This is a genomic window from Micromonospora sp. WMMD956 (assembly GCF_029626125.1).
GTDB classification, from domain to species: domain Bacteria; phylum Actinomycetota; class Actinomycetes; order Mycobacteriales; family Micromonosporaceae; genus Micromonospora; species Micromonospora carbonacea.
In genome coordinates this window covers 94,034-116,269 of the sequence record NZ_JARUBI010000005.1, presented here as the reverse complement: position 1 = coordinate 116,269, position 22,236 = coordinate 94,034, and the positions used below count along the sequence as shown (strand labels likewise).

Sequence of the window (22,236 nt, the reverse complement as noted above, 5' to 3'; positions counted from 1 at the left end):
TCGCCGCCCGCGCAGGGCCGGCGCCGCCGTGAGGAGTGCCCGTACGCCATGACCTACCGCAACGATCCGTACGACCCGAAGCAGGTCGCCCTGCTCGACCCGGACGCCCTGGCCGGTGCCGTGGCCGACGCCGAGCAGGCGTTCGCCGCCGCCGCCGACCCGGACGCGCTGACCGCGCTGCGCCCCGCGCACCTCGGCGACCGGTCCCCGGTCGCCCTGGCCCGCCGGGAGATCGGCGCCCTGCCGCCGGCCGCGAAGGCCGACGCCGGCAAGCGGGTCAACGAGGCCCGCCGCGCGATCGAGGCCGCCTACGCCGCCCGCGCCGAGATCCTCGACCGCGAGCAGGCGCAGCGGGTGCTGGCCACCGAGCGGGTCGACGTCACCCTGCCCTACGACCGCCGCCCGCGCGGGGCCCGGCACCCGCTGAGCACCCTGATGGAGCAGATCAGCGACCTGTTCGTCGGGATGGGCTACGAGGTGGCCGAGGGGCCCGAGGTCGAGCTGGAGTGGACCAACTTCGACGCCCTCAACATCCCCGCCGACCACCCGGCGCGGGGCCTGATGGACACCTTCCACATCGCCCCGCCCGCCGGCGCGGACAGCTCCGGGCTGGTGCTGCGCACCCACACCTCCCCGGTGCAGGCGCGCACCATGCTGGCCCGCAAGCCGCCGATCTACGTGGTCGTGCCCGGCCGGGTCTACCGCACCGACGAGCTCGACGCCACCCACGCGCCCGTCTTCCACCAGGTCGAGGGCCTGGTGGTCGACAAGGGCATCACCATGGCCCACCTGCGCGGAACCCTCGACCACTTCGCCCGCGCCATGTTCGGCGAGGGCGCGAAGACCCGCTGGCGGCCGCACTACTTCCCGTTCACCGAGCCGTCGGCCGAGTTCGACGTGTGGTTCCCCGAGCACCGCGACGGGCCGCGCTGGGTCGAGTGGGGCGGCTGCGGCATGGTCAACCCCCGGGTGCTGCGCGCCTGCGGGATCGACCCGGAGGTCTACTCCGGATTCGCGTTCGGGATGGGCATCGACCGCACCGTGATGTTCCGCCACGGGGTCAGCGACATGCGGGACATGGCCGAGGGCGACGTGCGGTTCACCCGCGCGTTCGGGGCCGGGGCGTAGACGGTGCGGGCACGAGACAACGAGACGGTGGTCTGAGAGTCATGCGAGTTTCTGTCAGCTGGCTGCGGGAGTACCTCGACCTCCCCGCCGACCTGCCCGCCGCCGACCTGGAGCAGGCGCTGGTCGACCTCGGCATCGAGGTCGAGTCCATCGTGGACCTGCGGTCGACGGTCACCGGCGCGCTGGTCGTCGGCGAGGTCCTCGACATCGAGGAACTGACCGGCTTCAAGAAGCCGATCCGGTTCTGCCGGGTCGACGTGGGCGCCGCCAACGGCACCGGCGAGCCGCAGGAGATCGTCTGCGGGGCGCGCAACTTCGCCCCCGGCGACCGGGTCGTGGTGATCCTCCCCGGCGGCGTCCTGCCCGGCGGCTTCGCCATCGGCGCGCGCAAGACGTACGGGCGCAACTCCCACGGCATGATCTGCTCCGCCAAGGAGCTGGGCCTGGGCGACGACCACTCGGGCATCATCGTGCTGCCCGAGGACACCCCCGCCAAGCCCGGCGACGACGCCCGCCCGGTCGTCGGCCTCGACGACGTGGTCGTCGAGGTGGAGATCACCCCCGACCGGGGGTACGCGCTCAGCGTCCGGGGCATCGCCCGGGAGCTGGCCCACGCCCTCGGCGTGCCGTTCCGCGACCCGGGGCTGGCCCCCGCCCCCGGCGCGACGGCCGAGCCGGCGTACCCGGTCCAGGTCCACGACACCGTCGGCTGCGACCGGTTCGCCGCCCGGCTGGTGCGCGGCGTCGACCCGACCGCGCAGACCCCCGGCTGGATGCGGCAGCGGCTCACCGTCGCCGGGGTGCGCAGCATCTCGCTGCCGGTCGACATCACCAACTACGTGATGCTCGAACTGGGCCAGCCGATGCACGCCTTCGACGCCGACCGGATCACCGGCCCGCTCGTGGTGCGCCGCGCCGCGGCGGGGGAGAAGGTCACCACCCTGGACGGGGTGGCCCGCACCCTCACCGCCGAGGACATGGTGATCTGCGACGACACCGGCCCGGTCTCGCTCGCCGCCGTGATGGGCGGCGAGACCAGCGAGGTCGTCGCGTCCACCACCGACGTGCTCTTCGAGGCCGCCCACTGGGACCCGGTGATGGTGGGCCGCACCGCCCGCCGGCACAAGCTGTTCAGCGAGGCGGCGAAGCGCTGGGAGCGGGGCGTCGACCCCGCCCTGCCGCTGGTCGCCATCGAGCGGGCCGTCGGGCTGCTCACCGCCCACGCGGGCGGCACCGCAGGGGCCGAGATCCTCGACCTCGACCATGTCCGGCCGCCCGCCCCGGTCGCCCTGCCGGTGGACCTGCCGGGCCGGCGGGTCGGCGTCGCCTACTCCCCGGAGCGGGTGGTCTCCCTGCTGGAACAGGTCGGCTGCCACGTCACCCGGGGCGTCGACCGGCTCGGCGAGGACCCGGGCAGCGCCGGCGTGCCGGCCGGCGGCGCGGACGTGCTCACCGTCGTCCCGCCGAGCTGGCGTCCGGACCTCACCGACCCGGCCGACCTGGTCGAGGAGGTGGTCCGCCTCGACGGGTACGACCGGGTGCCGTCGGTGCTGCCCACCGCGCCCCCCGGGCGGGGCCTGACCTGGCAGCAGCGCCGCCGCCGGGCGGTGGCCCGCTCGCTGGCCGAACGCGGGTACGTGGAGGTGCTGGCCCACCCGTTCGTCGCCGGTTCGCTGGCCGACCTGCTCGGGTTGCCCGCCGACGACCCGCGCCGGGCGGCGGTGCGGGTGGCCAACCCGCTGTCGGAGGAGGAGCCGCTGCTGCGCACCACGCTGCTCGGCCCGCTGCTCGGCATCCTCAGGCGCAACCTCGGCCGGGGCCACCGCGACCTGGCCCTCTACGAGATCGGGGCGGTCTTCCACCCGCGCCCGGGCGTCGGCGCCCCGCCCGCCATGGGCGTGGACCGGCGGCCCACCGACGCCGAGTTCGCCGCCGCCGACGCGGTCGTGCCCGACCAGCCCCGGCACGTCGCCGTGGTGCTGACCGGGGACATCGACCCGGCCGGCTGGTGGGGCGCGGGCCGCCCGGCCGGCTGGGCCGACGCGATCGAGGCCGGCCGGGCGGTGCTCGCCGCGGCCGACCTGCCCGCCGACCGGGTCGAGGTGCGCGCGGCCGAACACGCCCCGTGGCACCCCGGCCGCTGCGCCGAGCTGCTCGTCGACGGGGTCGTGGTCGGGCACGCCGGCGAGCTGCACCCGGCGGTGCTGGCCGCGCTGGAGCTGCCGAAGCGCACCAGCGCCATGGAGCTGGACCTCGACGCGCTCCCGGCGGCCCCGGTCGCCCCGGCCCCGACGATCTCCGGTTTCCCGCCGGCCCTGATCGACGTGGCGCTCGTGGTCGACGAGCGGGTGCCGGCGGCGCAGGTGCAGCAGGCCCTCGTCGAGGGCGCGGGCGAGCTGCTGGAGGGCGTGCGGCTGTTCGACGTCTACGCCTCCGAGCAGCTCGGGGCGGGGCGGCGGTCGCTGGCGTACAAGCTGACGTTCCGCGCCCCCGACCGCACGCTGACCGTCGAGGAGGCGGTGGCCGCCCGCGACGCGGCGGTGGCCCGCGCGGCGGAGCGCTTCGGCGCCACCCTCCGCGGCGCCTGAGGTGTAAGCAGGGGCCCCCTCTTAACGCTTTCTGTATAGGAAGGGGCCCCTGCTAACCGCCGCGGGCTGGTGAAGGGTACGGAGGTATCACGCTGGGCGGCCCGGAGTGGGGTTGCTCACGTATGGCAGCCGTGTGCCGCCATGATCGCTAAATGCTCCAGATCCCTCGGTCGATGGAGCATCCTCTTGGTGGCGGCAACGACGGCGAGTCGGACGAAGCGGATCCCGTGGATCACATCGGCCTCGTCGATCAGTTCATCCGTGGGCCAGAGCTCCGGAAACCAGCCGTCCAGGACCTCCACGTGCCCGCCGAAGAGCTGCAACCGCTGCACCGAGGAGTAGGGTGCGTCCGTTGGTTGGCCGTGTGCGCAAGCGAGACGCCATGCGGAGCCTCTCGCGACGACGTCGATGTCACCCGGGTCGCTGATCCAACCTCGTGCCAGCAGCGGTCCGCTTCCCGCTATCACGTAGTCCGCGCTTGGTAGGCCGAGGGACAGCAGGTCCTGCACGTACGGGTGGTCGAGGATCGTGGTCATGAGAGTCCCTAGAGTGCTGGTAGGCCCAAGGCGATGCGCACCACTATCCCAGCGCCGACGGCAACCAGAAGACTGCTCATCGCTCCCACGATGACGTACTGGCCGAAACGTGGGTCGTCGTTGCCCTGAACCCTGACCAAGGACTTGACGGTGATCGCCAGCGCTGCGGCCTCGGGTTGCCCCGCGGCGATGAAGACAAAGACCAGGGCCCGCTCGATCCAGCCGAGGCGGGTGCCCAGGTGCAGCAGCCCGCCGTTCCGCTGCTCCGGGGAAAGGCCGTCGAAGTAGGGTCGAACGATCCGCACGACGACGAGATTCCCTGCGAACACCGCGAGCAGGAATCCTGAGAGGATCACGCTGAAGCTGTCCTCGCGCCACAGGGACGCCGCGACCGTTAGGCTGCGCGTGCCGTAGTACACCCCGACGGTCAGCGCCAGCAGGGCTGCGAGGATCACTATTCTGCGCCGCGTGCTGTCGCTGAACCAGGTCGACGGCCGTCTAAGGTTCTTCTGCCCTGTCAGGTTCCGCCAGGTCTCCTTCCAGATCGCACCTGACGTTCTGGCCAGGCCGGCTGTTGCGGCCATGATCCATACCGCCAGTCCCTTCCAGCCGGGCAGCGCCGGGAAGGCGGCATACGCGCTGTAGAGCACGATGAAGGCCCAGGCCGCCAGCGGACGGCGGCGGAAGAACTCCAGGCTGGAAGGCAGTAGCGCGGCGACGAGGAGACCGAGTACCAGACGGGCTAGGTCCAAGATCCTTCCCTTGGCATCGATGAGAGTGGCGTGATGCCGTCACGATATCCAGATCCGTCAACGTTGCAGGAGCGCCTACATCTCCTCATGCCCATGCAGCGGGAGGCATGACCTTGCGGCCCGGCGTGACATGCCGGTAACCTTCTCTGCATAGTCATGCGGAGGTTAGAATGGGTATCCGAGTTGCGGTCGCCGGGGCGAGCGGCTACGCCGGGGGCGAGCTGCTGCGCCTGATCGCCGGCCACCCCGAGTTCGACCTGGTCACCGCCACGGCGCACAGCCAGGCCGGCGCGCCGGTCACCGCCGTACACCCGCAGCTCGCCGGGCTGGACCTGGTGTTCGCGGCGACCGAACCTGCGGCCCTGGCCGACGCGGACCTGGTCTTCCTGGCCCTGCCGCACGGCGAGTCGGCGGCCCTGGCCGCCGCCCTGCCGGAGTCGGTCCGGGTGGTCGACCTGGGCGCGGACCACCGGCTGCGCGACGCCGCCGCCTGGTCACGGTACTACGGCGGCGACCACGCGGGGGCCTGGGTCTACGGCCTGCCCGAGCTGCCCGGCCAGCGCGCGCGCATCGCCGCCGCGACCCGGGTGGCCAACACCGGCTGCTACGCGGTGGCCGTCACGCTCGCGCTCGCCCCGCTGGTCGCCGCCGGCGCGGTGGCCCCCGCCGACGTGGTCGTGGTCGCCGCCTCCGGCACCTCCGGCGCGGGTCGGGCGGCCAAGGCGCACCTGCTCGGCAGCGAGGTGATGGGCGACCTGTCGCCGTACAAGGTCGGCGCGCACCAGCACGTGCCGGAGATCAAGCAGGCCACCGGCGCGACCAGCCTGTCGCTCACCCCCGTGCTCGCGCCGATGCCGCGCGGCATCCTCGCCACGGTCACCGCCGTGCCGGCCGGCGACGCCGACCCCCGGGCGGTCCTCGCGCAGGCGTACGCGGACTCGGCCTTCGTGCACGTGCTGCCCGAGGGGAGGTGGCCGCACACCGCCGCCACCCTCGGCGCCAACTCCTGCCACCTCCAGGCCACCGTCGACGTCGACTCCGGCCGGGTGATCGTGGTCAGCGCCATCGACAACCTCGGCAAGGGCGCCGCCGGCCAGGCCGTGCAGTGCGCCAACCTGATGCTCGGGCTCCCCGAGACCACGGGCCTGTCCACCTACGGAGTAACCCCATGACCGTCACCACACCCCGGGGGTTCCGGGCGGCCGGCGTGGCCGCCGGCCTCAAGAGCGGCGGCGCCGCCGACGTCGCCCTCGTCGTCAACGACGGCCCCGACGCCGGGATCGCCGGCGTCTTCACCGCCAACCGGGTCAAGGCCGCCCCCGTGCTCTGGACCCGGCAGGTCGTCCGGGGCGGGGTGGCCCGGGCGGTGATCCTCAACTCCGGCGGCGCGAACGCGTGCACCGGCCCGGCCGGCTTCCAGGACACCCACACCACCGCCGAGCACACCGCCGCCGCGCTCACCTCGGCCAGCTCCCGGCTGCGGCTCGGGGCCGGCGACGTGGCGGTCTGCTCCACCGGCCTGATCGGCGAGCGGCTGCCGATGGACAAGCTGCTGCCCGGCGTACGCGCGGCGATCCGCGCCCTGTCCCGCGACGGCGGCGCGGCGGCGGCCCAGGCGATCATGACCACCGACACCCGGCCGAAGACCACCGTGGCGGCCGGCAGCGGCTGGACCGTCGGCGGGATGGCCAAGGGCGCCGGGATGCTGGCCCCGGCCATGGCGACCATGCTGTGCGTGCTCACCACCGACGCCGTGGCCGGGCCGGCGGCGCTCGACGCCGCGCTGCGCGCCGCCTGCCGGGTCACCTTCGACCGGGTCGACTCCGACGGCTGCATGTCCACCAACGACACGGTGCTGCTGCTGGCCAGCGGCGCGTCCGGCGTCGAGCCCACCGAGGCCGAGCTGACGGCGGCGGTCACCGCCGCCTGTCACGACCTGGCCCAGCAGTTGATCGCCGACGCGGAGGGCGCGACCAAGCAGATCGCCATCGAGGTCGTCGGCGCGGCCGACGAGGACGACGCGGTCGAGGTGGGCCGCTCGGTGGCCCGCAACAACCTGGTCAAGACGGCGCTGTTCGGCAACGACCCGAACTGGGGCCGCATCCTCGCCGCCGTCGGCACCACCGCCGCCGCGTTCGAGCCGGATGCCCTCGACGTCGCCGTCAACGGCGTCTGGGTGTGCCGCTCCGGCGCCGCCGCCGAGGACCGGTCCAAGGTGGACCTCACCGGCCGCGACGTCGCCATCCGCATCGACCTGCACGCCGGGGACGCCCAGGCCACCGTGTGGACCAACGACCTGTCCCACGCGTACGTGCACGAGAACTCGGCGTACTCGACGTGACCGCCGCCGACGACCTCGCCCGGGCCCAGGCCAGGGCCGAGACGCTGATCGAGGCGCTGCCCTGGCTGGCCCGCCTGTCCGGGGCCACCCTCGTGGTCAAGTACGGCGGCAACGCCATGATCGACCCCGAGCTCCAGCGGGCCTTCGCCGCCGACATGGTCTTCCTGCGCTACGTCGGCATCAAGCCGGTCGTCGTGCACGGCGGCGGCCCGCAGATCTCGGCCATGCTCGGCCGGCTCGGCATCGACAGCGAGTTCCGCGGCGGCCTGCGCGTCACCACCCCCGAGGCGATGGACGTCGTCCGGATGGTGCTGGTCGGCCAGGTCGGCCGGGAACTGGTCGGGCTGATCAACGCGCACGGCCCGTTCGCCGTCGGCCTCTCCGGCGAGGACGCCGGCCTGTTCACCGCCGTGCGCCGCCCCGCGTACGTGGACGGGGAGCCCGTCGACGTCGGGCAGGTCGGCGACGTCGAGTCGGTGAACACGTCGGCGGTGACCGACCTGATCGCGGCCGGCCGGATCCCGGTGATCTCGACCGTCGCGCCGGACGCCGACGGGGTGCTGCACAACCTCAACGCCGACACGGCCGCCGCCGCCCTGGCGATCGCACTCGGGGCCCGCAAGCTGGTCGTCCTCACCGACGTGCCGGGCCTCTACGCCAACTGGCCGGACGCCGACAGCCTGGTCAGCGAGATCACCGCCGACGAACTGGCGGAGCTGCTGCCGTCCCTGCAGTCGGGGATGGTCCCCAAGATGGAGGCGTGCCTGCGGGCGGTGCGCGGCGGGGTGCCCGCCGCGCACGTCGTCGACGGCCGGGTCGCCCACTCCACACTGCTTGAGGTCTTCACCTCGGAAGGATTCGGCACAATGGTGATCCCGTCGTGAGCACGCTGGTGGAGCGCTGGCAGCAGTCGCTGATGGACAACTACGGCACGCCGCCGCTGGCGCTGGTCTCCGGCTCCGGCGCCGTCGTGGTCGACGACGCCGGCCGCGAGTACGTCGACCTGCTCGGCGGCATCGCCGTCAACGCCCTCGGCCACGCCCACCCGGCCGTGGTGGCCGCCGTCTCCAGGCAGGTCGCCACCCTCGGGCACGTGTCCAACCTGTTCGTCGCCGAGCCGCCGGTGGCGCTCGCCGAGCTGCTGCTGGCCCTCGCCGGCCGCCCCGGCCGGGTGTTGTTCGCCAACTCCGGCGCGGAGGCCAACGAGGCCGCGTTCAAGCTGTCCCGGCTCACCGGCCGCTCGCACGTGGTCGCCACGGTCGGCGGCTTCCACGGCCGCACCATGGGCGCGCTCGCGCTCACCGGGCAGCCCGCCAAGGCCGACCCGTTCCGCCCGCTGCCCGGCGACGTCACCCACGTCCCGTACGGCGACGCCGCCGCCCTCGCCGACGCGGTGACCGACGCGACGGCCATGGTCATCCTGGAGCCGGTGCAGGGCGAGAACGGCGTCGTCGTACCGCCCCCCGGCTACCTGGCCGAGGCCCGGCGGATCACCGCCCGGCACGGCGCGCTGCTGGTGCTCGACGAGGTGCAGACCGGCGTCGGCCGCACCGGGCACTGGTTCGCCCACCAGGCCGAGGGCGTCGAACCCGACATCGTCACCCTCGCCAAGGGCCTCGGCGGCGGCCTGCCGATCAGCGCCTGCCTGGCCTTCGGCCCCGCCGCCGACCTGCTGCGCCCCGGCTCCCACGGCAGCACCTTCGGCGGCAACCCGGTGAGCTGCGCGGCCGCCCTCGCGGTGGTGTCCACCATCGCCAGCGAAGGGCTGCTCGACCACGTCAAGCGGGTCGGCGAGCGGCTGCGCCGGGGCGTCGAGGCCCTCGGTCACCCCCTCGTCGCGCAGGTGCGCGGCGCGGGCCTGCTGCTCGGCATCGTGCTCACCGCCGACGCCGCCGGCCCGCTCGCGGCGGCCCTGCGCGACGCCGGGTTCCTGGTCAACCCGGTGCAGCCGGGCGTGATCCGGCTCGCCCCGCCGCTGATCCTCACCGTCGAGCAGGCCGACGCGTTCCTGGCCGCCCTCCCCGCCGCCCTCGACACCGCCACCCCGGAGGCCACCCCATGATCCGCCACCTGCTGCGCGACGACGACCTCTCGCCCGCCGAGCAGGCCACCGTGCTCGACCTCGCCGCCCGGATGAAGGCCGAACGGTTCGCCCACCGGCCGCTGGCCGGGCCGAGGTCGGTGGCCGTGCTGTTCGACAAGCAGAGCCTGCGCACCCGGATCTCCTTCGACGCCGGCATCGCCGAGCTGGGCGGCCACCCCCTCGTGGTGGACACCCAGGTCACCCACTTCGGCCGGGGCGAGACCCTCGCCGACGCCGGCCGGGTGCTGTCCCGCTACGTGGCGGCGATCGTGCTGCGCACCCACGGCGACGACCGGATCGCCGAGGTCGCCGCCGGGGCCAGCGTTCCGGTGATCAACGCGCTCACCGACGGCTTCCACCCCTGCCAGCTCCTCGCCGACCTGCTCACCGTCCGCGAGCGGTGCGGTGGCACCCACGGCCGGACCCTGGCGTACGTGGGGGACGCGGCGAACAACATGGCCCAGTCGTACCTGCTGGCCGGGGCGACCGCCGGCATGCACGTGCGGATCGCCGGCCCCGACGGGTTCGACCCCGACCCCGACGTGGTGGCCCGCGCGGAGAAGATCGCCGCCGGCACGGGCGGGTCGGTGCGCGTGCTGCGCGACCCCGTCGCCGCCGTCCGCGACGCCGACGTGCTGGCCACCGACACGTGGACCTCGATGGGGCAGGAGGACGACGGGCTGGACCGGATCACCCCGTTCCTGCCGTACCAGGTCAACGCGGAGCTGCTCGCGCACGCCGCGCCGGGCGCGATCGTGCTGCACTGCCTGCCGGCGCACCGGGGCGAGGAGATCACCGACGAGGTGCTCGACGGCCCGGCCAGCGCCGTGTTCGACCAGGCGGAGAACCGGCTGCACGCGCAGAAGGCCGTGCTGACCTACCTGCTGGAGCAGTCGGTATGACCGCCCCGTTGACCCGCGCCGCCCGGCACGCCCGCATCGTCGAGCTGATCCGCGACAAGGCGGTCCGCTCGCAGACCGAGCTGGCCGACCTGCTCGCCGGCGACGGCGTCGCCGTCACCCAGGCCACCCTGTCGCGGGACCTCAAGGAACTCGGCGCGGTCACCGCCCGCGGCGGCGACGGCCGTCCCGTGTACGTCATCCCGGAGGACGGCCACCGGCCCCTGCGTGACGCCGAGGCCGCCCCGGCGCGGCTGATCCGGCTGCTGCGGGAGCTGCTCAACGAGGTCGACTCCAGCGGCAACATCGCCGTGCTGCGCACCCCGCCGGGCGCGGCCCACTACCTGGCCAGCGCGTTGGACCGGGCGGGCCTGCCCGAGGTCGTCGGCACCATCGCCGGCGACGACACCATCCTCGTGGTGGCCCGCGAGGCCGTCGGCGGGGCCGCGCTGGGCGAGAAGCTCGCCGCGTGGTCCCGCCGCGAGGAGAGCGCGGAAGGGAACACCACACCATGACCGAGCGGGACGCCCGGTGGGGAGGCTGCTGACCGTGGCAACGACAATGGGCGGCGTGGACGACAAGAGCCTCACCGAGAACAGCGCCGCGACCAACCGTACGAGCCTGTGGGGTGGCCGCTTCGCCGGCGGCCCCTCCGAGGCGCTGGCCCGGCTGTCCGTCAGCGTGCAGTTCGACTGGCGCCTCGCCCCGTACGACATCGCCGGGTCCCGCGCGCACGCCCGGGTCCTCGCGGGCGCGGGCCTGCTCGACCCGGAGGAGCTGGGCAGGATGCTGGCGGCCCTGGACGACCTGGAGGCCGCCTGCGCCTCCGGCGCGTTCCGGCCCACCGTCGACGACGAGGACGTGCACACCGCCCTGGAGCGGGGGCTGCTGGAGCGCCTCGGCAGCCTCGGCGGCAAGCTGCGCGCCGGCCGGTCCCGCAACGACCAGGTCGCCACCGACCTGCGCCTCTACCTGCGCGACCACGCCCGGGGTGTGGCGGCCCGCCTCGTCGAGCTGGCCGAGGCCCTGGTCGAGCAGGCCGCCCGGCACGTGGACACGGCCGCGCCGGGGATGACCCACCTCCAGCACGCCCAGCCGGTCACCTTCGGGCACTGGCTGCTGGCCCACGTGCAGCCGCTGCTGCGCGACCTGGAGCGGATGCGCGACTGGGACCACCGCACGGCGGTCAGCCCGCTCGGCGCGGGCGCGCTCGCCGGCTCCGGCCTGCCGCTGGACCCGGTGGCCGTCTCCAAGGAGCTGGGCTTCCGCACGTCCTTCGCCAACTCGATGGACGCCGTCGCCGACCGCGACTTCGTCGCCGAGTTCCTCTTCGTCACCGCGCTGATCGGGGTGCACCTGTCCCGCCTCGGCGAGGAGGTGGTGCTCTGGACGTCGCAGGAGTTCGGCTGGGTCGAGCTGGACGACGCGTTCGCCACCGGGTCGTCGATCATGCCGCAGAAGAAGAACGCCGACATCGCCGAGCTGGCCCGGGGCAAGTCCGGCCGGCTCGTCGGCGGGCTGATGGCCGTGCTCACCATGCTCAAGGGCCTGCCCATGACCTACGACCGGGACATGCAGGAGGACAAGGAGCCGGCCTTCGACGCGGTCGACACCCTGGAGCTGCTGCTGCCGGCCCTCGCGGGGATGATCTCCACGATGACGGTACGCGTCGACCGCCTCGCCGCCGCCGCCCCCGTCGGCTTCTCCCTGGCCACCGAGGTCGCCGACTGGCTGGTCCGGCGCAACGTGCCGTTCCGCGACGCGCACGAGATCACCGGCAGGCTGGTGGCGCTCTGCGCCGTCCGCGAGTGCGCCCTCGACGAGGTCTCCGACGCCGACCTGGCGGCGGTCAGCGAGCACCTCGACCCGTCGGTGCGCGACGTGCTGTCGGTGCGGTCGGCCCTGGCCGCCCGGACCACCCCCGGCTCCACCGGCCCGGGGCCGGTCGCCGACCAGCTCGCCATCGCCGCCGACAAGCTGACGGGCTGGCGGGAGTGGGCCGCCGAGACCGTCGTGCCCCGCTGACCTCCCCGTCACCCCGAAGGCCCTCCGGCGCGCTGCCGGAGGGCCTTCGGGATTCTCCCCACCGACCCCCTCACCCCCCGCACCCCACCCCTGCTGCCCGCCCCGCCGCTACCCCGCCCCTCCCCGCGGCGATCTTGCACTTTGGGCCCGGGCAAAAGGGGTGAAACGCCCGTCCGTGGGGCCGTAAGTGCAAGATCGCCGCGCGGTGGGGGACGGGATGGGCCGGGGTGCGGCGGGGCGGGTGTGGTGCGGGTGTCCGGGGGAGCGCGCTCGGTCAGGGGAAGCGTGGCGTCGGCGCGATGCCGATGCCACTCTTCGCGGGACTGGGCACGATCTTGGGCGCCAGCCTTGGGCCCTTCGTGCGGAGACGTGCCCGTGGCGGTGGCCGAGGCAGTGTCCCCGCTGGCCCAGTCGTCGGGATCAGGCGGTCGGGGGCGTCGGGCGCTCGCGGCGCGGCAGCTTCGCCACCACCGCCTCGTAGGAGGTGTCCACCGCCTCGCGCAGCTCGTCGTCGTCGATCGCCCCGGCCAGCCGCAGGCTGTTCCAGCCGAACCGGCCGACGTGCGAGGACGCGACCGCGTCGCCGGGGAACCGGTGCAGCCACTCGTCGGCCAGCTCCCGGGTCGGGGCGCACTTGAGGCCCACCCGGTCGTCGGACTCCGGGCCGAGAAAGGCGAAGATCTTGTTCCCGACCTTGACCACCACCTCGGCGTCCCACGGCTGGTCGAGCCACGCGCCGGGCTTGCCCAGGCAGTACGCCATCAGCTCCGCGCGGTCCATCACGCCTCCCCGTTGTCGTGGTCGCCGGTGTGCGGGTCGGAGCCGACCCGGCCGGTGAGTCGTTCGTGGCGCTGCCGGGCGGCCTGTGCCGAGCCGAGTCCCAGCCCGTGCCCGATCGCCTGCCAGGTGAGCCCCCGGTCGCGGGCGAGCCGCAGCAGGCCGGCCTCCAGCGCGTCCACCTCGGCGCGCAGGTGCGGCACGAGGGTGAGTGCGGCGACCAGGTCGGCCTGGTCGACCGGCTCCTCGCCGTCGGCCAGCTCCGCGCCACCGGCGGCGAGTGCGGTCACCAGGGCCACCGCCTCGTACGGGTCCAGCACGTGCGGGTGCGCGTAGCGGCGGCGGCGGGCGTCGTCGGCCGCGTGCCGCCAGGCGATCCGGGTCAACGCGGCGTGGGTGCGGTGCGCCCGCGCCCGCCCCGGATCGGGCGCGACGAACGGTTCCTGCTGCTCGGCGGTCATGCCCCGATCTCAGCACCATAAACGATCCGTTGTCAACGGTTTGTTTATAGATGGCGCGGTGATCGACTTCAGGTCGGGTGGCATGGGGGGTCCGGCTCGGGGAAGCCCCCGCGTCGCCGACCTGGCGACGCCCATCCCCGCCCGTCCGTCGCGGGCGTGCCTTACTCATGTCCGGCCCGGCCGGGCGCCCACCTGCGGCGTGCAGGTCAGGTCAGGGCGTACGGCCAAGACCCCGTCGGCTGCTGCGGGGCACGTGCCGACGGTAGGCGCTGACGGTCGGGTCGTCGGCGATCCAGAATCGCCAGGCCAGATCGTGCGCAGCGGTTACACCGACCCGGGGGCCAGCCAGGACGCGTTCGTCCGGCACCGGCTCGGCCGGAGGATGCAGGGTCAGCGGGCCGGTGCCGTCGACGACCGACGTCCCGTAGGCGGTCAGCTGCACGTCGAGCGCCGCGACGAAGCGGGCCGGCCCCGAGGCGAGGTCGACGTCGCGCCTGGTCGCCGGCCGCCGGGAGCGGGCCAGGTCGACGCCGTGCACGACCTGCCCGGCCCGCAGGAGAACCGCCGCAGGCTCACCGGCCGGTCCGCAGGTCACGTTCGCGCAGGTGTGCAGCCCGTAGATGCGGTAGAGATAGAGGTGGCCCGCTGCGCCGAACATGGCGGCGTTACGCGCGGTGCGGCCGCGGTGGGCGTGGCTGGCGGGGTCCTGCCCCAAGCCCAGATACGCCTCGGTCTCGGTGATCCGGATGGTGACGCCGTTGGCGACAGCCAGCCAGCCGAGGAGGGTGCGTGCCGTTTCGGCGACGGCAGCCGCGGGCGCACCGAGCCAGGCATAGGTCATGCTCCCAGGAAAGCAGACGGTGGGATCACCTGGTTTGCGGGCATCGAGCCCCGGCGGACCACGTGACGCGATGGCACATCCGGGCGGGGCTGCGCGTCAGGGGTGACGAGGGCGGGTGGCCCCGCGGAGGGGCCTCGCGTGCTTCAGCGGGCCAGGCGGTCCAGCAGCTCGCCGAGCAGTCCGCGTTCGCCGGGGGTGAGGTCGCCCGGGTCGTCGTCGGCCAGCGCGCGCAGCGTCAGGGCCGCGCTTGCGCGGGTGGTGGGGGTGTCGGCGGACGGTGCGTGCAGGACGCCGGCCAGCGCGGCCTCGCGGACGCGTCCGGACAGCCCGAAGTCCGGCTCCGGCTGGCTGATCAGGGTGAGCGTGACGCCGACGTTGGCGGCGAGCACCTGTTCGGCGGCGTCGTCCGCCGGCACCCTGAGCATGCCCCGGGCGGCGGCGGCGGTGAGTCGCTCCCGCAACGCGGCGTGCGCGGGAGCGGTGATGGCGCAGGGCTTTCCCGGCTCGACGCGGCCGTAGAGCAGTCCGTAGAACGACGGGTGCTCCAGCCCGAACCGCACGTGCCTGTCCCAGCCCTCGCGCAGGTCGGCCAGCGGGTCACCGGAGCTCTCGACCGCCGTGTACTGGGTGAATCCGTGGTTCGCCACGGCGTCGATCAGGCCCTGCTTGCTGCCGAAGTGGTGGTACAGCGTCGGGGCCTGCACCCCGGCGCGGTCGCACACCGCCCGCGTGGACACCGTGCCGCCAGCCTGCAGCAGTTCCGCTGCGGCGAGCAGGAGTCGATCTCGTGCGTTTGGCATGGTTGCTATAGTAGCTTACATAGCGCTACATTGCTTGCTATAGCGAGAGGGGAAGTCCATGAGGACTTGGTTCATCACGGGCGGGACGCCCGGAGGGTTCGGCCTGGCCTACGCCGAGGCCGCGCTGGCCCGGGGCGATCAGGTCGTGGTGACCGCGCGCCGGCCGTCTGAACTGCAGGAATGGGCCGAGAAGCACGGCGGCCGGGTGCAGGTTCTCCCGCTCGACGTCACCGACCCCGCGCAGGTACGAGCGGCGGTCGACGCGGCCGAGGAGCGGTTCGGCGGGATCGACGTGCTCGTCAACAACGCGGGCCGGGGCTGGTTCGGCTCGGTCGAGGGATCCCCGGACGAGACGATCCGCCGCACCTTCGACCTCAACCTGTTCGGCGTGGCCGACGTGGTCCGCGCGGTCCTGCCCGGCATGCGGGCGCGCGGCGAGGGCTGGATCGTGAACATGTCGTCGGTGGCGGGCCTCGTCGGCGCGCAGGGCTTCGGCTACTACTCGGCGGCGAAGTTCGCGCTCGAAGGGCTGTCGGAGACACTGCGCCAGGAAGTGGAGCCGTTCGGGGTGCGCGTGCTCGTCGTGGAGCCGGGAGCGTTCCGCACCAAGGCGTACGCCGGCTTCCAGAGCGAGCCCGTCGACGAGACCGTCGACGCCTACGTGCCGATGGTCGAGGGCGTCAAGGCGGCGTTCGTGGACCAGGACGGCAAGCAGGCGGGCGACCCTGAACGCGGGGTGCAGGCCGTGATCACCGCGATGGACGCAGCCGTTCCGCCACACCGGCTCGTGCTCGGCAACTCCGGCTACGACGTCGTCGTCGCGATGCACGAGAACGCACTCGCCGAGTTGCGCGCGAACGAGAAGCTCTCCCGCAGCGCGGACTTCTGAGCCCGTCGCTCTGCCACGCGGCGTCGCTGCCCGCATCGTCACCGTGCTGCTCAGGGGCGGCAAAGGTCCGCCGGGACGTGTCCGCACCCCGGCGCCTGAAAGAACCGGAGAACAGACATGAACGACATCACCCTGCCCCAGGCCGTCGAGAACTTCATCGCGGCCAACAACGCGCACGACGCGACCGCGCTGGCCGCGGTCTTCGGCGACGGTGCCACCGTGCGGGACGACGGGAGAACCTGGGCCGGCGAGGCCGAGATCCGCGCGTGGATCCAGTCGCACCTGATCGACCCCAAGGTCGTGATCACGCCGATATCGTTCGCGGGTGACCGGTTGGTGGCCTCCGGGGATGGTGACTTCCCCGGCGGGCCGCTGTCCTTCGCGTTCGTTTTCGGCATCGAGGACGACCACGTAACCGAGCTCGCGATCGACCCCGTCTGACGGAACACCGGCCGGGGCGGCCCTCGGGGTCGCCCCGGCCGGGCTCGGGCAGAGACCGGCGTGGTCGAGCGGTCTGCTGCCGCTGACCTGCGGCTGGACCCCGGTGCTGCCGGTGCGTCGCCCGGTTTCTGTCGGACCCGGTGGTGATAATCACGCCATCCGGCTCCCGGCTCCGCGAAGGACGTGCCATGACGACCCTGCTCGCGATCGGCACCGGCAAGGGCCTCTTCCTCGCCACCAGCACCGACGGCCGCCGCACCTGGGAGCTCAACGGCCCCCACCACCCCATGACCGGGGTATACGCGGTGGCGGTCGACACCCGGCGCGACGTGCCCCGGGTGCTCGCCGGGGTGACCAGCTCCCACTTCGGGCCGAGCGTGGCCACCAGCGACGACCTGGGCGCGTCCTGGCAGGAGCCCGAGCAGGCCCCGGTCGCGTTCCCGCCCGACACCGGGGCGAGCCTCGGCCGGGTCTGGCAGCTCACGCCCGCCGGGCCGGCGGAGCCGGACGTGGTCTGGGCCGGCACCGAGCCGTCGGCGCTGTTCCGCTCGACCGACGCGGGGCGCACTTTCGAGCTGGTCCGCGCGCTGTGGGAGCACCCGCACCGGGAGCAGTGGGGCGCGGGCTTCGGTGGCCAGGCGGTGCACACCGTGCTGCCGCACCCGCACGACCCGACCCGGCTCGCGGTGGCCATGTCGACCGGCGGGGTCTACCACTCCGCCGACGCGGGCGCGAGCTGGACGCCGGGCAACACGGGCATCCGGGCCTACTTCCTGCCCGACGAGTGGCCCGAGTTCGGCCAGTGCGTGCACAAGGTCGCCCGGGACGCCGGCGACCCGGAGCGGCTCTACGCGCAGAACCACCACGGCGTCTACCGTTCCGACGACGGGGGCCACACCTGGGTGTCGATCGCCGCCGGCCTGCCCAGCGACTTCGGCTTCCCGATGGTGGCCCACCCCCGCCGCCCCGGGGTGATCTGGTCGTTCCCGCTCGCGGCCGACTCCCGGCGCTTCCCGGTCGACGAGCGCTGCCGGGTCTACCGTTCGATTGACGCGGGCGGGACGTGGGAGGCGCTCTCGGCGGGCCTGCCCGCCGGACCGTTCTACCCGGCGGTGCTGCGCGACGCGATGTGCGCCGACGACGCCGACCCCACCGGCGTCTACTTCGGCACCCGCTCCGGCGAGGTCTACGCCAGCCGCGACGAGGGCGACTCCTGGTCCCTGGTCGCCGCCCACCTGCCCGACGTGCTCTGCGTCCGCGCCGTGGAGGTCTGAGTGGTCACCGTCCTGGTCCCGGGGCCGCTGCGCGGCGAGGTCGGGGGCGCGACGCGGCTCACCGTCACGGCGGCGGGCACGCTGCGCGACGTCCTCGACGAGCTGGCGCAGCGGTGGCCCCGGCTGGCCCGGCGGCTGCGCGACGAGCGCGGCGAGGTGCGCCGGCACGTCAACGTCTACGTCGACGGCGAGGACTGCCGCCACCTGGGCGGGCTGGCCGCGCCGGTCCCGCCGGGCGCGGAGGTGCAGGTGCTGCCGTCGGTGGCCGGGGGCTGACACCCGCGTTCCCGCCCCACCTGGCCGCTCCGCCCCACTTGGCCATTCCGCCCCACCTGGCCGGCCCGCCCCACCTGGCCCCGCCCACGGCCGCCGGCCCGCCCCACCTGGCCCCGCCCACGGCCGCCGGCCCGGCGTCCGCCGTCGGCCAGGCCCCACGGGCGCCCCGGTTCCACCACCGGCGCGGCCCCGTCGCGCCCGGTCAGCGGGACCGGGAGCCCCCGACCGGCGGAATAGTTGACTCGTCAAATATGTTGTGCGCTGCGTCCGGGGCCGGAACGGTCCGGCAGCCACACGAGGAGTCGTCATGCAATTCGGGGTCTTCACCGTCGGAGACGTCACCGTCGACCCGACCACCGGGCGGGAGCCGTCGGAGCACGAGCGGATCAAGGCGATGGTGACCATCGCGCGCAAGGTCGAGGAGGTCGGCCTCGACGTCTTCGCCACCGGCGAGCACCACAACCCGCCGTTCGTGCCGTCGTCGCCCACCACCATGCTGGGCTGGATCGCGGCCCGCACCGAGCGGCTGCTGCTCTCCACCGCCACCACCCTGATCACCACCAACGACCCGGTGAAGATCGCCGAGGACTACGCGATGCTCCAGCATCTCGCCGACGGCCGGGTCGACCTGATGCTCGGCCGGGGCAACACCGGCCCGGTCTACCCGTGGTTCGGCAAGGACATCCGGGCCGGCATCCCGCTGACCATCGAGAACTACGACCTGCTGCGCCGGCTCTGGCGCGAGGACGTGGTCGACTGGTCGGGCAAGTACCGCACCCCGTTGCAGTCGTTCACCTCGACGCCGCGCCCCCTGGACGGGGTGCCTCCGTTCGTGTGGCACGGCTCGATCCGCAGCCCTGAGATCGCCGAGCAGGCCGCCTACTACGGCGACGGCTTCTTCGCCAACCACATCTTCTGGCCCAAGGAGCACACCCAGCGGATGGTCGGCCTCTACCGGGAGCGCTTCGCCCACTACGGGCACGGCTCGCCGGACCAGGCGATCGTCGGCCTCGGCGGCCAGGTGTTCATGCGGCGCAACTCGCAGGACGCGGTGCGGGAGTTCCGCCCGTACTTCGACAACGCCCCCGTCTACGGCCACGGGCCGGCGCTGGAGGACTTCATGGCGCAGACCCCGCTGACCGTCGGCAGCCCGCAGCAGGTGATCGACCGCACCCTCGGCTTCCGCGACTACGTCGGCGACTACCAGCGGCAGCTCTTCCTGATCGACCACGCCGGCCTGCCGCTGAAGACCGTGCTGGAGCAGCTCGACCTCCTCGGCGAGGAGGTGGTCCCCGTGCTGCGCCGGGAGTTCGCCGCGCTGCGCCCCGCGCACGTGCCCGACGCCCCGACGCACGCGTCGCTGAAGGCCGCCCGGGACGCCGCCGCGGTGGCCGACGCCGCCGCCGACGGGACTGCCGACCCGGCCGCCGACGACCACGCCGACCCCGTGGGTGCCGGCGCGGAGGCGGGGCGATGAGCCGCCGTACCCTCGCCGTGGTCTCCGCGGGGCTCTCCCAGCCCTCGTCGACCCGGCTGCTCGCCGACCAGCTCGCCGCGGCCACCCGCGACGGGCTGGCCCGGCACGGCGTCGAGGTGGAGCTGCGCCCGATCGACCTGCGCGACCACGCGCACGACGTGGTCAACCACCTGCTCACCGGCTTTCCGCCGCCCGCCCTGCGCGACGCGCTGGACACGCTCGCCGCAGCCGACGGCGTCGTGGCGGTAACGCCGATCTTCAACGCGTCCTACAGCGGCCTGTTCAAGTCGTTCTTCGACCTGATCGACGCCACGACGCTGGCGGACCGGCCCGTGCTGATCGCCGCCACCGGCGGCACCGCCCGGCACTCCCTCGCCCTGGAGCACGCCGTCCGGCCGATGTTCGCGTACCTCAAGGCGGTGGTCGTGCCCACCGCGGTCTTCGCCGCCACGGAGGACTGGGCGGCCGCGGCGGCCGAGGGCGCCCTGCGCTCCCGCATCGTGCGCGCGGCCGGCGAACTGGCCGACCAGGTGGCGCGCCGGCCCCCGGCCGCGCCGCCCGACCCGTTCGCGCTCACCGCCGGCTTCGACGAGCTGCTCGCCGGCCGCGACCCCGCCTGACCGCCGTAGGCGACGTCGGCGGCCGGCCGGGGCGCGGCGTCGGCGGCCGTCCAGGTCACGCCTCGTCGGCCGGCTGCGGGCGGGCGACCAGCACCGGACAGTGCGCATGCTGTACGAGCGCCTGGCTGACCGAGCCGAGCACGAGGCCGACGAAGCCGCCGCGCCCGCGCGAGCCGACCACCACCAGGGCCGCGTCCCCGCTCAACTCGATCAGGGCGCGCTCGGGCTTGGCCGCCCGCACCGGCCGCCGCTCGACGGCCAGGCCCGGGTGGGCGGCCGTCACCTCGGCGGCGGTGGCGTCGAGCAGGTCCGCCGACTCCGCCCTTGCCGCCGTCCCGGACTCCGCCACCTCGTCCGGCACCGGGCCGGCGTCGTCGGTCGTCGTCACGTGCACCAGCACCAGGCCGGCGCCCCGGCGGGCCGCCTCGTCGGCGGCGAGCACCGCGGCGAGCCGCCCCGGCTCCGACCCGTCCACCCCGGCGACCACGGGCCCACCGACCGGGATCGGCTGCTCCTCGGGCCGCACCACGAGCACCGGGCAGTGCCCGTGCCCGGCCACCTGCGCGCCGACCGAGCCGAGCAGCAGGCCGGCGAAGCCGCCGAGGCCCCGGCTGCCGACCACCACCAGCTCCGCCCGCCGGGACTCCGCCACCAGGGTCGCGGCCGAACCCCCGGCCACCTGCCGCGCCTCCACGGCGACGCCGGGCCAGCGCCCGCGCAGCTCCTCCGCCGTCCGGTCCAGCATCCGCCGGGCCTCCTCGGTGGGCGCGGGCAACCCCATGTCGTACGGGTTGAGCGGCACGCCGTAGCCGAGCGGGTGCAGGTAGCCGTGCACCAGCAGCAGCGGCCGGGACCGCCAGGCGGCCTGCTGCGCCGCGTGCTCGGCGGCGACCAGGCTCGACGGGGATCCGTCCACCCCCACCACGACAGGTCGGTTCATCAGCGCTCCCGGTGCTCGATCACAGGTCATTGTCGGCGCGGCCCCCGCCCGGCACCGGCATTTGCCCGCACACGCCGCGCCGCGTGTGCGGCCCGGGGGTGCAGCGCCGCGGGTGCAGCGCCGCGTCGCGGGCGCGGGCGTTAGGAAGGGCCCCTTCCTATGCAGAATGCGTTAGGAAGGGGCCCTTCCTTGCACCTCAGCGGTGGTGGCGGACGATCGCCAGCGGGGAGGCGGCGTGGTGCAGCACGGCGTGGCTGACCGAGCCGAGCAGCAGCCCGCCCCACGCGCCCCGGCCGTGCGCGCCGACGACCGTGAGCTGCGCCGTCCGGGACGCCTCGACCAGCACCCGGGCCGGCGTGCCCCGGACCAGGCGCCGGTGCACCGTCACCTCCGGGTACCGCTGCGACCAGCCGGCGACGGACTCGGCGAGCACCCGCTCCTCCTCCTCGGCGATCGCGTCGAGGTCGTACGCCAGGGGCAGCACCGCGCCGGGGGCGGCCGGGGTGGGAAAGAGCCACGCGTGCACGACCACCAGGTCGGTGTCGCGGCGCGCCGCCTCCTCGAAGGCGAACCCGATCGCCTCGTCGGACAGCGCCGAGCCGTCGACGCCCACCACCACGGGACCGTCGGCGCGGGCCTCGCCGCGCACCACGAGCACCGGGCAGTCGGCGCGCGCCGACACCCCGATCGCCGCCGAGCCGACCAGCAGCTCGCCGAAGCCGCCCAGACCCCGCGAGCCCAGCACCACCAGGGCCGCGTCGCGGGACTCCCGCAGCAGCACCGGGACGGGGGAGCCGTCGACGAGCTCGCCGGTCACGTCCACCTCGGTGGAGACCTTCCTCGCCTCGGCGACGGCGTCGGCGACGACCTGCTCCGCGTAGTTGCGCAGCCCGGCGTCGGGCGGGCCGCCGGGGGCCGGCCCGAGCGGGGTGCCGAGCAGCGGCCAGATGAAGGCGTGCACCACCCGCAGCGGGCGGTGCCGCGCCTCGGCCTCCCGGGTCGCCACCCGCACCGCGTTCAGCGCGGAGTCGGAACCGTCCACGCCCACCACGACGGGGGCACCGGATCTGATGGTCATCACGTCCTCC

General features: G+C 74.4%; 23 protein-coding genes. 15 read left to right on the top strand and 8 right to left on the bottom strand.

The features are described 5' to 3' along the window. Window positions 1-48: 48 nt before the first annotated feature. Together pheS and pheT are read left to right on the top strand one after the other, a co-directional pair. Window positions 49-1,128, top strand: a complete 1,080-nt coding sequence (gene pheS, locus O7628_RS00800) for a phenylalanine--tRNA ligase subunit alpha (protein WP_178065541.1) — start codon at window positions 49-51, stop codon at window positions 1,126-1,128. Window positions 1,129-1,169: 41 nt separating this feature from the next. Next, on the top strand, window positions 1,170-3,716 hold the full coding sequence (gene pheT, locus O7628_RS00795; protein ID WP_278127597.1) for a phenylalanine--tRNA ligase subunit beta: 2,547 nt from the start codon (window positions 1,170-1,172) through the stop codon (window positions 3,714-3,716). Between the two features lie 116 nt (window positions 3,717-3,832). Here pheT and O7628_RS00790 read toward each other — a convergent pair whose 3' ends face one another. Next, window positions 3,833-4,252 (bottom strand): hypothetical protein, encoded by a 420-nt coding sequence (locus O7628_RS00790; protein ID WP_278127596.1) that lies wholly within the window; start codon window positions 4,250-4,252, stop codon window positions 3,833-3,835. A gap of 8 nt (window positions 4,253-4,260) precedes the next feature. Then, entirely contained in the window at window positions 4,261-5,004 is a 744-nt protein-coding gene (locus tag O7628_RS00785; RefSeq protein WP_278127595.1) for a hypothetical protein, read from the bottom strand. Between the two features lie 170 nt (window positions 5,005-5,174). On the opposite strand from O7628_RS00785, the gene argC reads away from it, so the two are divergent. Genes argC through argH form a run of 7 tightly spaced genes read left to right on the top strand, consistent with a single transcriptional unit; the run spans window position 5,175 to window position 12,352 of the window. Continuing rightward, entirely contained in the window at window positions 5,175-6,176 is a 1,002-nt protein-coding gene (gene argC, locus O7628_RS00780) for an N-acetyl-gamma-glutamyl-phosphate reductase (protein ID WP_278127594.1), read from the top strand. After that, window positions 6,173-7,345 (top strand): bifunctional glutamate N-acetyltransferase/amino-acid acetyltransferase ArgJ, encoded by a 1,173-nt coding sequence (argJ, locus tag O7628_RS00775; RefSeq protein ID WP_278127593.1) that lies wholly within the window; start codon window positions 6,173-6,175, stop codon window positions 7,343-7,345. The genes argC and argJ overlap by 4 nt, the downstream gene beginning before the upstream one ends. Then, window positions 7,342-8,229 carry an acetylglutamate kinase gene (gene argB, locus O7628_RS00770; RefSeq protein ID WP_278127592.1) on the top strand — a complete coding sequence of 296 codons (888 nt, stop codon included), beginning with the start codon at window positions 7,342-7,344 and terminating at the stop codon, window positions 8,227-8,229. Before argJ ends, argB begins: the two co-directional genes overlap by 4 nt. Beyond that, window positions 8,226-9,407, top strand: coding sequence for an acetylornithine transaminase (locus O7628_RS00765; protein WP_278127591.1), 1,182 nt, complete (start codon window positions 8,226-8,228; stop codon window positions 9,405-9,407). Before argB ends, O7628_RS00765 begins: the two co-directional genes overlap by 4 nt. After that, window positions 9,404-10,330: an ornithine carbamoyltransferase gene (gene argF / locus O7628_RS00760; protein ID WP_278127590.1), complete on the top strand. Its 927-nt coding sequence runs from the start codon at window positions 9,404-9,406 to the stop codon at window positions 10,328-10,330. The genes O7628_RS00765 and argF overlap by 4 nt, the downstream gene beginning before the upstream one ends. Next, window positions 10,327-10,842, top strand: a complete 516-nt coding sequence (locus tag O7628_RS00755) for an arginine repressor (protein ID WP_178065532.1) — start codon at window positions 10,327-10,329, stop codon at window positions 10,840-10,842. The genes argF and O7628_RS00755 overlap by 4 nt, the downstream gene beginning before the upstream one ends. Before the next feature lie 46 nt (window positions 10,843-10,888). Further along, a complete protein-coding gene (gene argH, locus O7628_RS00750) occupies window positions 10,889-12,352 on the top strand; it encodes an argininosuccinate lyase (RefSeq protein ID WP_074478597.1) in 1,464 nt (487 codons plus the stop codon). A gap of 420 nt (window positions 12,353-12,772) precedes the next feature. On the opposite strand, the gene O7628_RS00745 is transcribed toward argH, so the two are convergent. The 4 genes from O7628_RS00745 to O7628_RS00730 all read right to left on the bottom strand — a co-directional run bounded on the left by O7628_RS00745 (window position 12,773) and on the right by O7628_RS00730 (window position 15,231). After that, entirely contained in the window at window positions 12,773-13,132 is a 360-nt protein-coding gene (locus O7628_RS00745) for an MmcQ/YjbR family DNA-binding protein (protein ID WP_278127589.1), read from the bottom strand. Continuing rightward, entirely contained in the window at window positions 13,132-13,590 is a 459-nt protein-coding gene (locus O7628_RS00740) for a DNA-binding protein (RefSeq protein WP_278127588.1), read from the bottom strand. Before O7628_RS00740 ends, O7628_RS00745 begins: the two co-directional genes overlap by 1 nt. A gap of 211 nt (window positions 13,591-13,801) precedes the next feature. Next, the gene (locus O7628_RS00735) at window positions 13,802-14,431 is read right to left on the bottom strand and encodes a DNA-3-methyladenine glycosylase (protein ID WP_278127587.1); all 630 of its coding nucleotides are present in this window, start codon (window positions 14,429-14,431) and stop codon (window positions 13,802-13,804) included. A 143-nt stretch (window positions 14,432-14,574) separates the two neighbouring features. Continuing rightward, complete coding sequence (locus tag O7628_RS00730; RefSeq protein ID WP_278127586.1) at window positions 14,575-15,231, bottom strand: TetR/AcrR family transcriptional regulator; 657 nt, start codon at window positions 15,229-15,231, stop codon at window positions 14,575-14,577. Between the two features lie 58 nt (window positions 15,232-15,289). Between O7628_RS00730 and O7628_RS00725 the strand changes: the two genes are divergently transcribed. The 6 genes from O7628_RS00725 to O7628_RS00700 all read left to right on the top strand — a co-directional run bounded on the left by O7628_RS00725 (window position 15,290) and on the right by O7628_RS00700 (window position 20,208). Continuing rightward, window positions 15,290-16,120: an oxidoreductase gene (locus O7628_RS00725; RefSeq protein ID WP_278127585.1), complete on the top strand. Its 831-nt coding sequence runs from the start codon at window positions 15,290-15,292 to the stop codon at window positions 16,118-16,120. Between the two features lie 117 nt (window positions 16,121-16,237). Continuing rightward, complete coding sequence (locus O7628_RS00720) at window positions 16,238-16,561, top strand: nuclear transport factor 2 family protein (RefSeq protein ID WP_278127584.1); 324 nt, start codon at window positions 16,238-16,240, stop codon at window positions 16,559-16,561. 188 nt (window positions 16,562-16,749) lie between these two features. Further along, window positions 16,750-17,835, top strand: coding sequence for an exo-alpha-sialidase (locus O7628_RS00715; RefSeq protein WP_278127583.1), 1,086 nt, complete (start codon window positions 16,750-16,752; stop codon window positions 17,833-17,835). Then, window positions 17,836-18,111: a ubiquitin-like small modifier protein 1 gene (locus O7628_RS00710; protein WP_178065525.1), complete on the top strand. Its 276-nt coding sequence runs from the start codon at window positions 17,836-17,838 to the stop codon at window positions 18,109-18,111. A 307-nt stretch (window positions 18,112-18,418) separates the two neighbouring features. Next, window positions 18,419-19,588 carry an LLM class flavin-dependent oxidoreductase gene (locus O7628_RS00705; protein ID WP_178065524.1) on the top strand — a complete coding sequence of 390 codons (1,170 nt, stop codon included), beginning with the start codon at window positions 18,419-18,421 and terminating at the stop codon, window positions 19,586-19,588. Then, entirely contained in the window at window positions 19,585-20,208 is a 624-nt protein-coding gene (locus O7628_RS00700) for a CE1759 family FMN reductase (protein ID WP_178065523.1), read from the top strand. Before O7628_RS00705 ends, O7628_RS00700 begins: the two co-directional genes overlap by 4 nt. A gap of 55 nt (window positions 20,209-20,263) precedes the next feature. On the opposite strand, the gene O7628_RS00695 is transcribed toward O7628_RS00700, so the two are convergent. Next, on the bottom strand, window positions 20,264-21,148 hold the full coding sequence (locus O7628_RS00695) for a universal stress protein (protein ID WP_278127582.1): 885 nt from the start codon (window positions 21,146-21,148) through the stop codon (window positions 20,264-20,266). Between the two features lie 196 nt (window positions 21,149-21,344). Continuing rightward, a complete protein-coding gene (locus O7628_RS00690; protein WP_278127581.1) occupies window positions 21,345-22,226 on the bottom strand; it encodes a universal stress protein in 882 nt (293 codons plus the stop codon). Window positions 22,227-22,236 lie beyond the last annotated feature (10 nt).

Excerpts from the sequence above, each read along its gene's own strand:
- pheT (WP_278127597.1), top strand. The coding sequence starts at position 1,170 with ATGCGAGTTTCTGTCAGCTGGCTGCGGGAGTACCTCGACCTCCCCGCC.
- O7628_RS00790 (WP_278127596.1), bottom strand. The coding sequence starts at position 4,252 with ATGACCACGATCCTCGACCACCCGTACGTGCAGGACCTGCTGTCCCTC.
- O7628_RS00730 (WP_278127586.1), bottom strand. The coding sequence starts at position 15,231 with ATGCCAAACGCACGAGATCGACTCCTGCTCGCCGCAGCGGAACTGCTG.
- O7628_RS00720 (WP_278127584.1), top strand. The coding sequence starts at position 16,238 with ATGAACGACATCACCCTGCCCCAGGCCGTCGAGAACTTCATCGCGGCC.
- argJ (WP_278127593.1), top strand. The coding sequence starts at position 6,173 with ATGACCGTCACCACACCCCGGGGGTTCCGGGCGGCCGGCGTGGCCGCC.
- O7628_RS00715 (WP_278127583.1), top strand. The coding sequence starts at position 16,750 with ATGACGACCCTGCTCGCGATCGGCACCGGCAAGGGCCTCTTCCTCGCC.
- O7628_RS00690 (WP_278127581.1), bottom strand. The coding sequence starts at position 22,226 with ATGACCATCAGATCCGGTGCCCCCGTCGTGGTGGGCGTGGACGGTTCC.
- argH (WP_074478597.1), top strand. The coding sequence starts at position 10,889 with ATGGGCGGCGTGGACGACAAGAGCCTCACCGAGAACAGCGCCGCGACC.
- pheS (WP_178065541.1), top strand. The coding sequence starts at position 49 with ATGACCTACCGCAACGATCCGTACGACCCGAAGCAGGTCGCCCTGCTC.
- O7628_RS00745 (WP_278127589.1), bottom strand. The coding sequence starts at position 13,132 with ATGGACCGCGCGGAGCTGATGGCGTACTGCCTGGGCAAGCCCGGCGCG.
- argF (WP_278127590.1), top strand. The coding sequence starts at position 9,404 with ATGATCCGCCACCTGCTGCGCGACGACGACCTCTCGCCCGCCGAGCAG.
- argC (WP_278127594.1), top strand. The coding sequence starts at position 5,175 with ATGGGTATCCGAGTTGCGGTCGCCGGGGCGAGCGGCTACGCCGGGGGC.
- O7628_RS00725 (WP_278127585.1), top strand. The coding sequence starts at position 15,290 with ATGAGGACTTGGTTCATCACGGGCGGGACGCCCGGAGGGTTCGGCCTG.
- O7628_RS00695 (WP_278127582.1), bottom strand. The coding sequence starts at position 21,148 with ATGAACCGACCTGTCGTGGTGGGGGTGGACGGATCCCCGTCGAGCCTG.
- O7628_RS00755 (WP_178065532.1), top strand. The coding sequence starts at position 10,327 with ATGACCGCCCCGTTGACCCGCGCCGCCCGGCACGCCCGCATCGTCGAG.
- O7628_RS00700 (WP_178065523.1), top strand. The coding sequence starts at position 19,585 with ATGAGCCGCCGTACCCTCGCCGTGGTCTCCGCGGGGCTCTCCCAGCCC.
- O7628_RS00740 (WP_278127588.1), bottom strand. The coding sequence starts at position 13,590 with ATGACCGCCGAGCAGCAGGAACCGTTCGTCGCGCCCGATCCGGGGCGG.
- O7628_RS00705 (WP_178065524.1), top strand. The coding sequence starts at position 18,419 with ATGCAATTCGGGGTCTTCACCGTCGGAGACGTCACCGTCGACCCGACC.
- O7628_RS00735 (WP_278127587.1), bottom strand. The coding sequence starts at position 14,431 with ATGACCTATGCCTGGCTCGGTGCGCCCGCGGCTGCCGTCGCCGAAACG.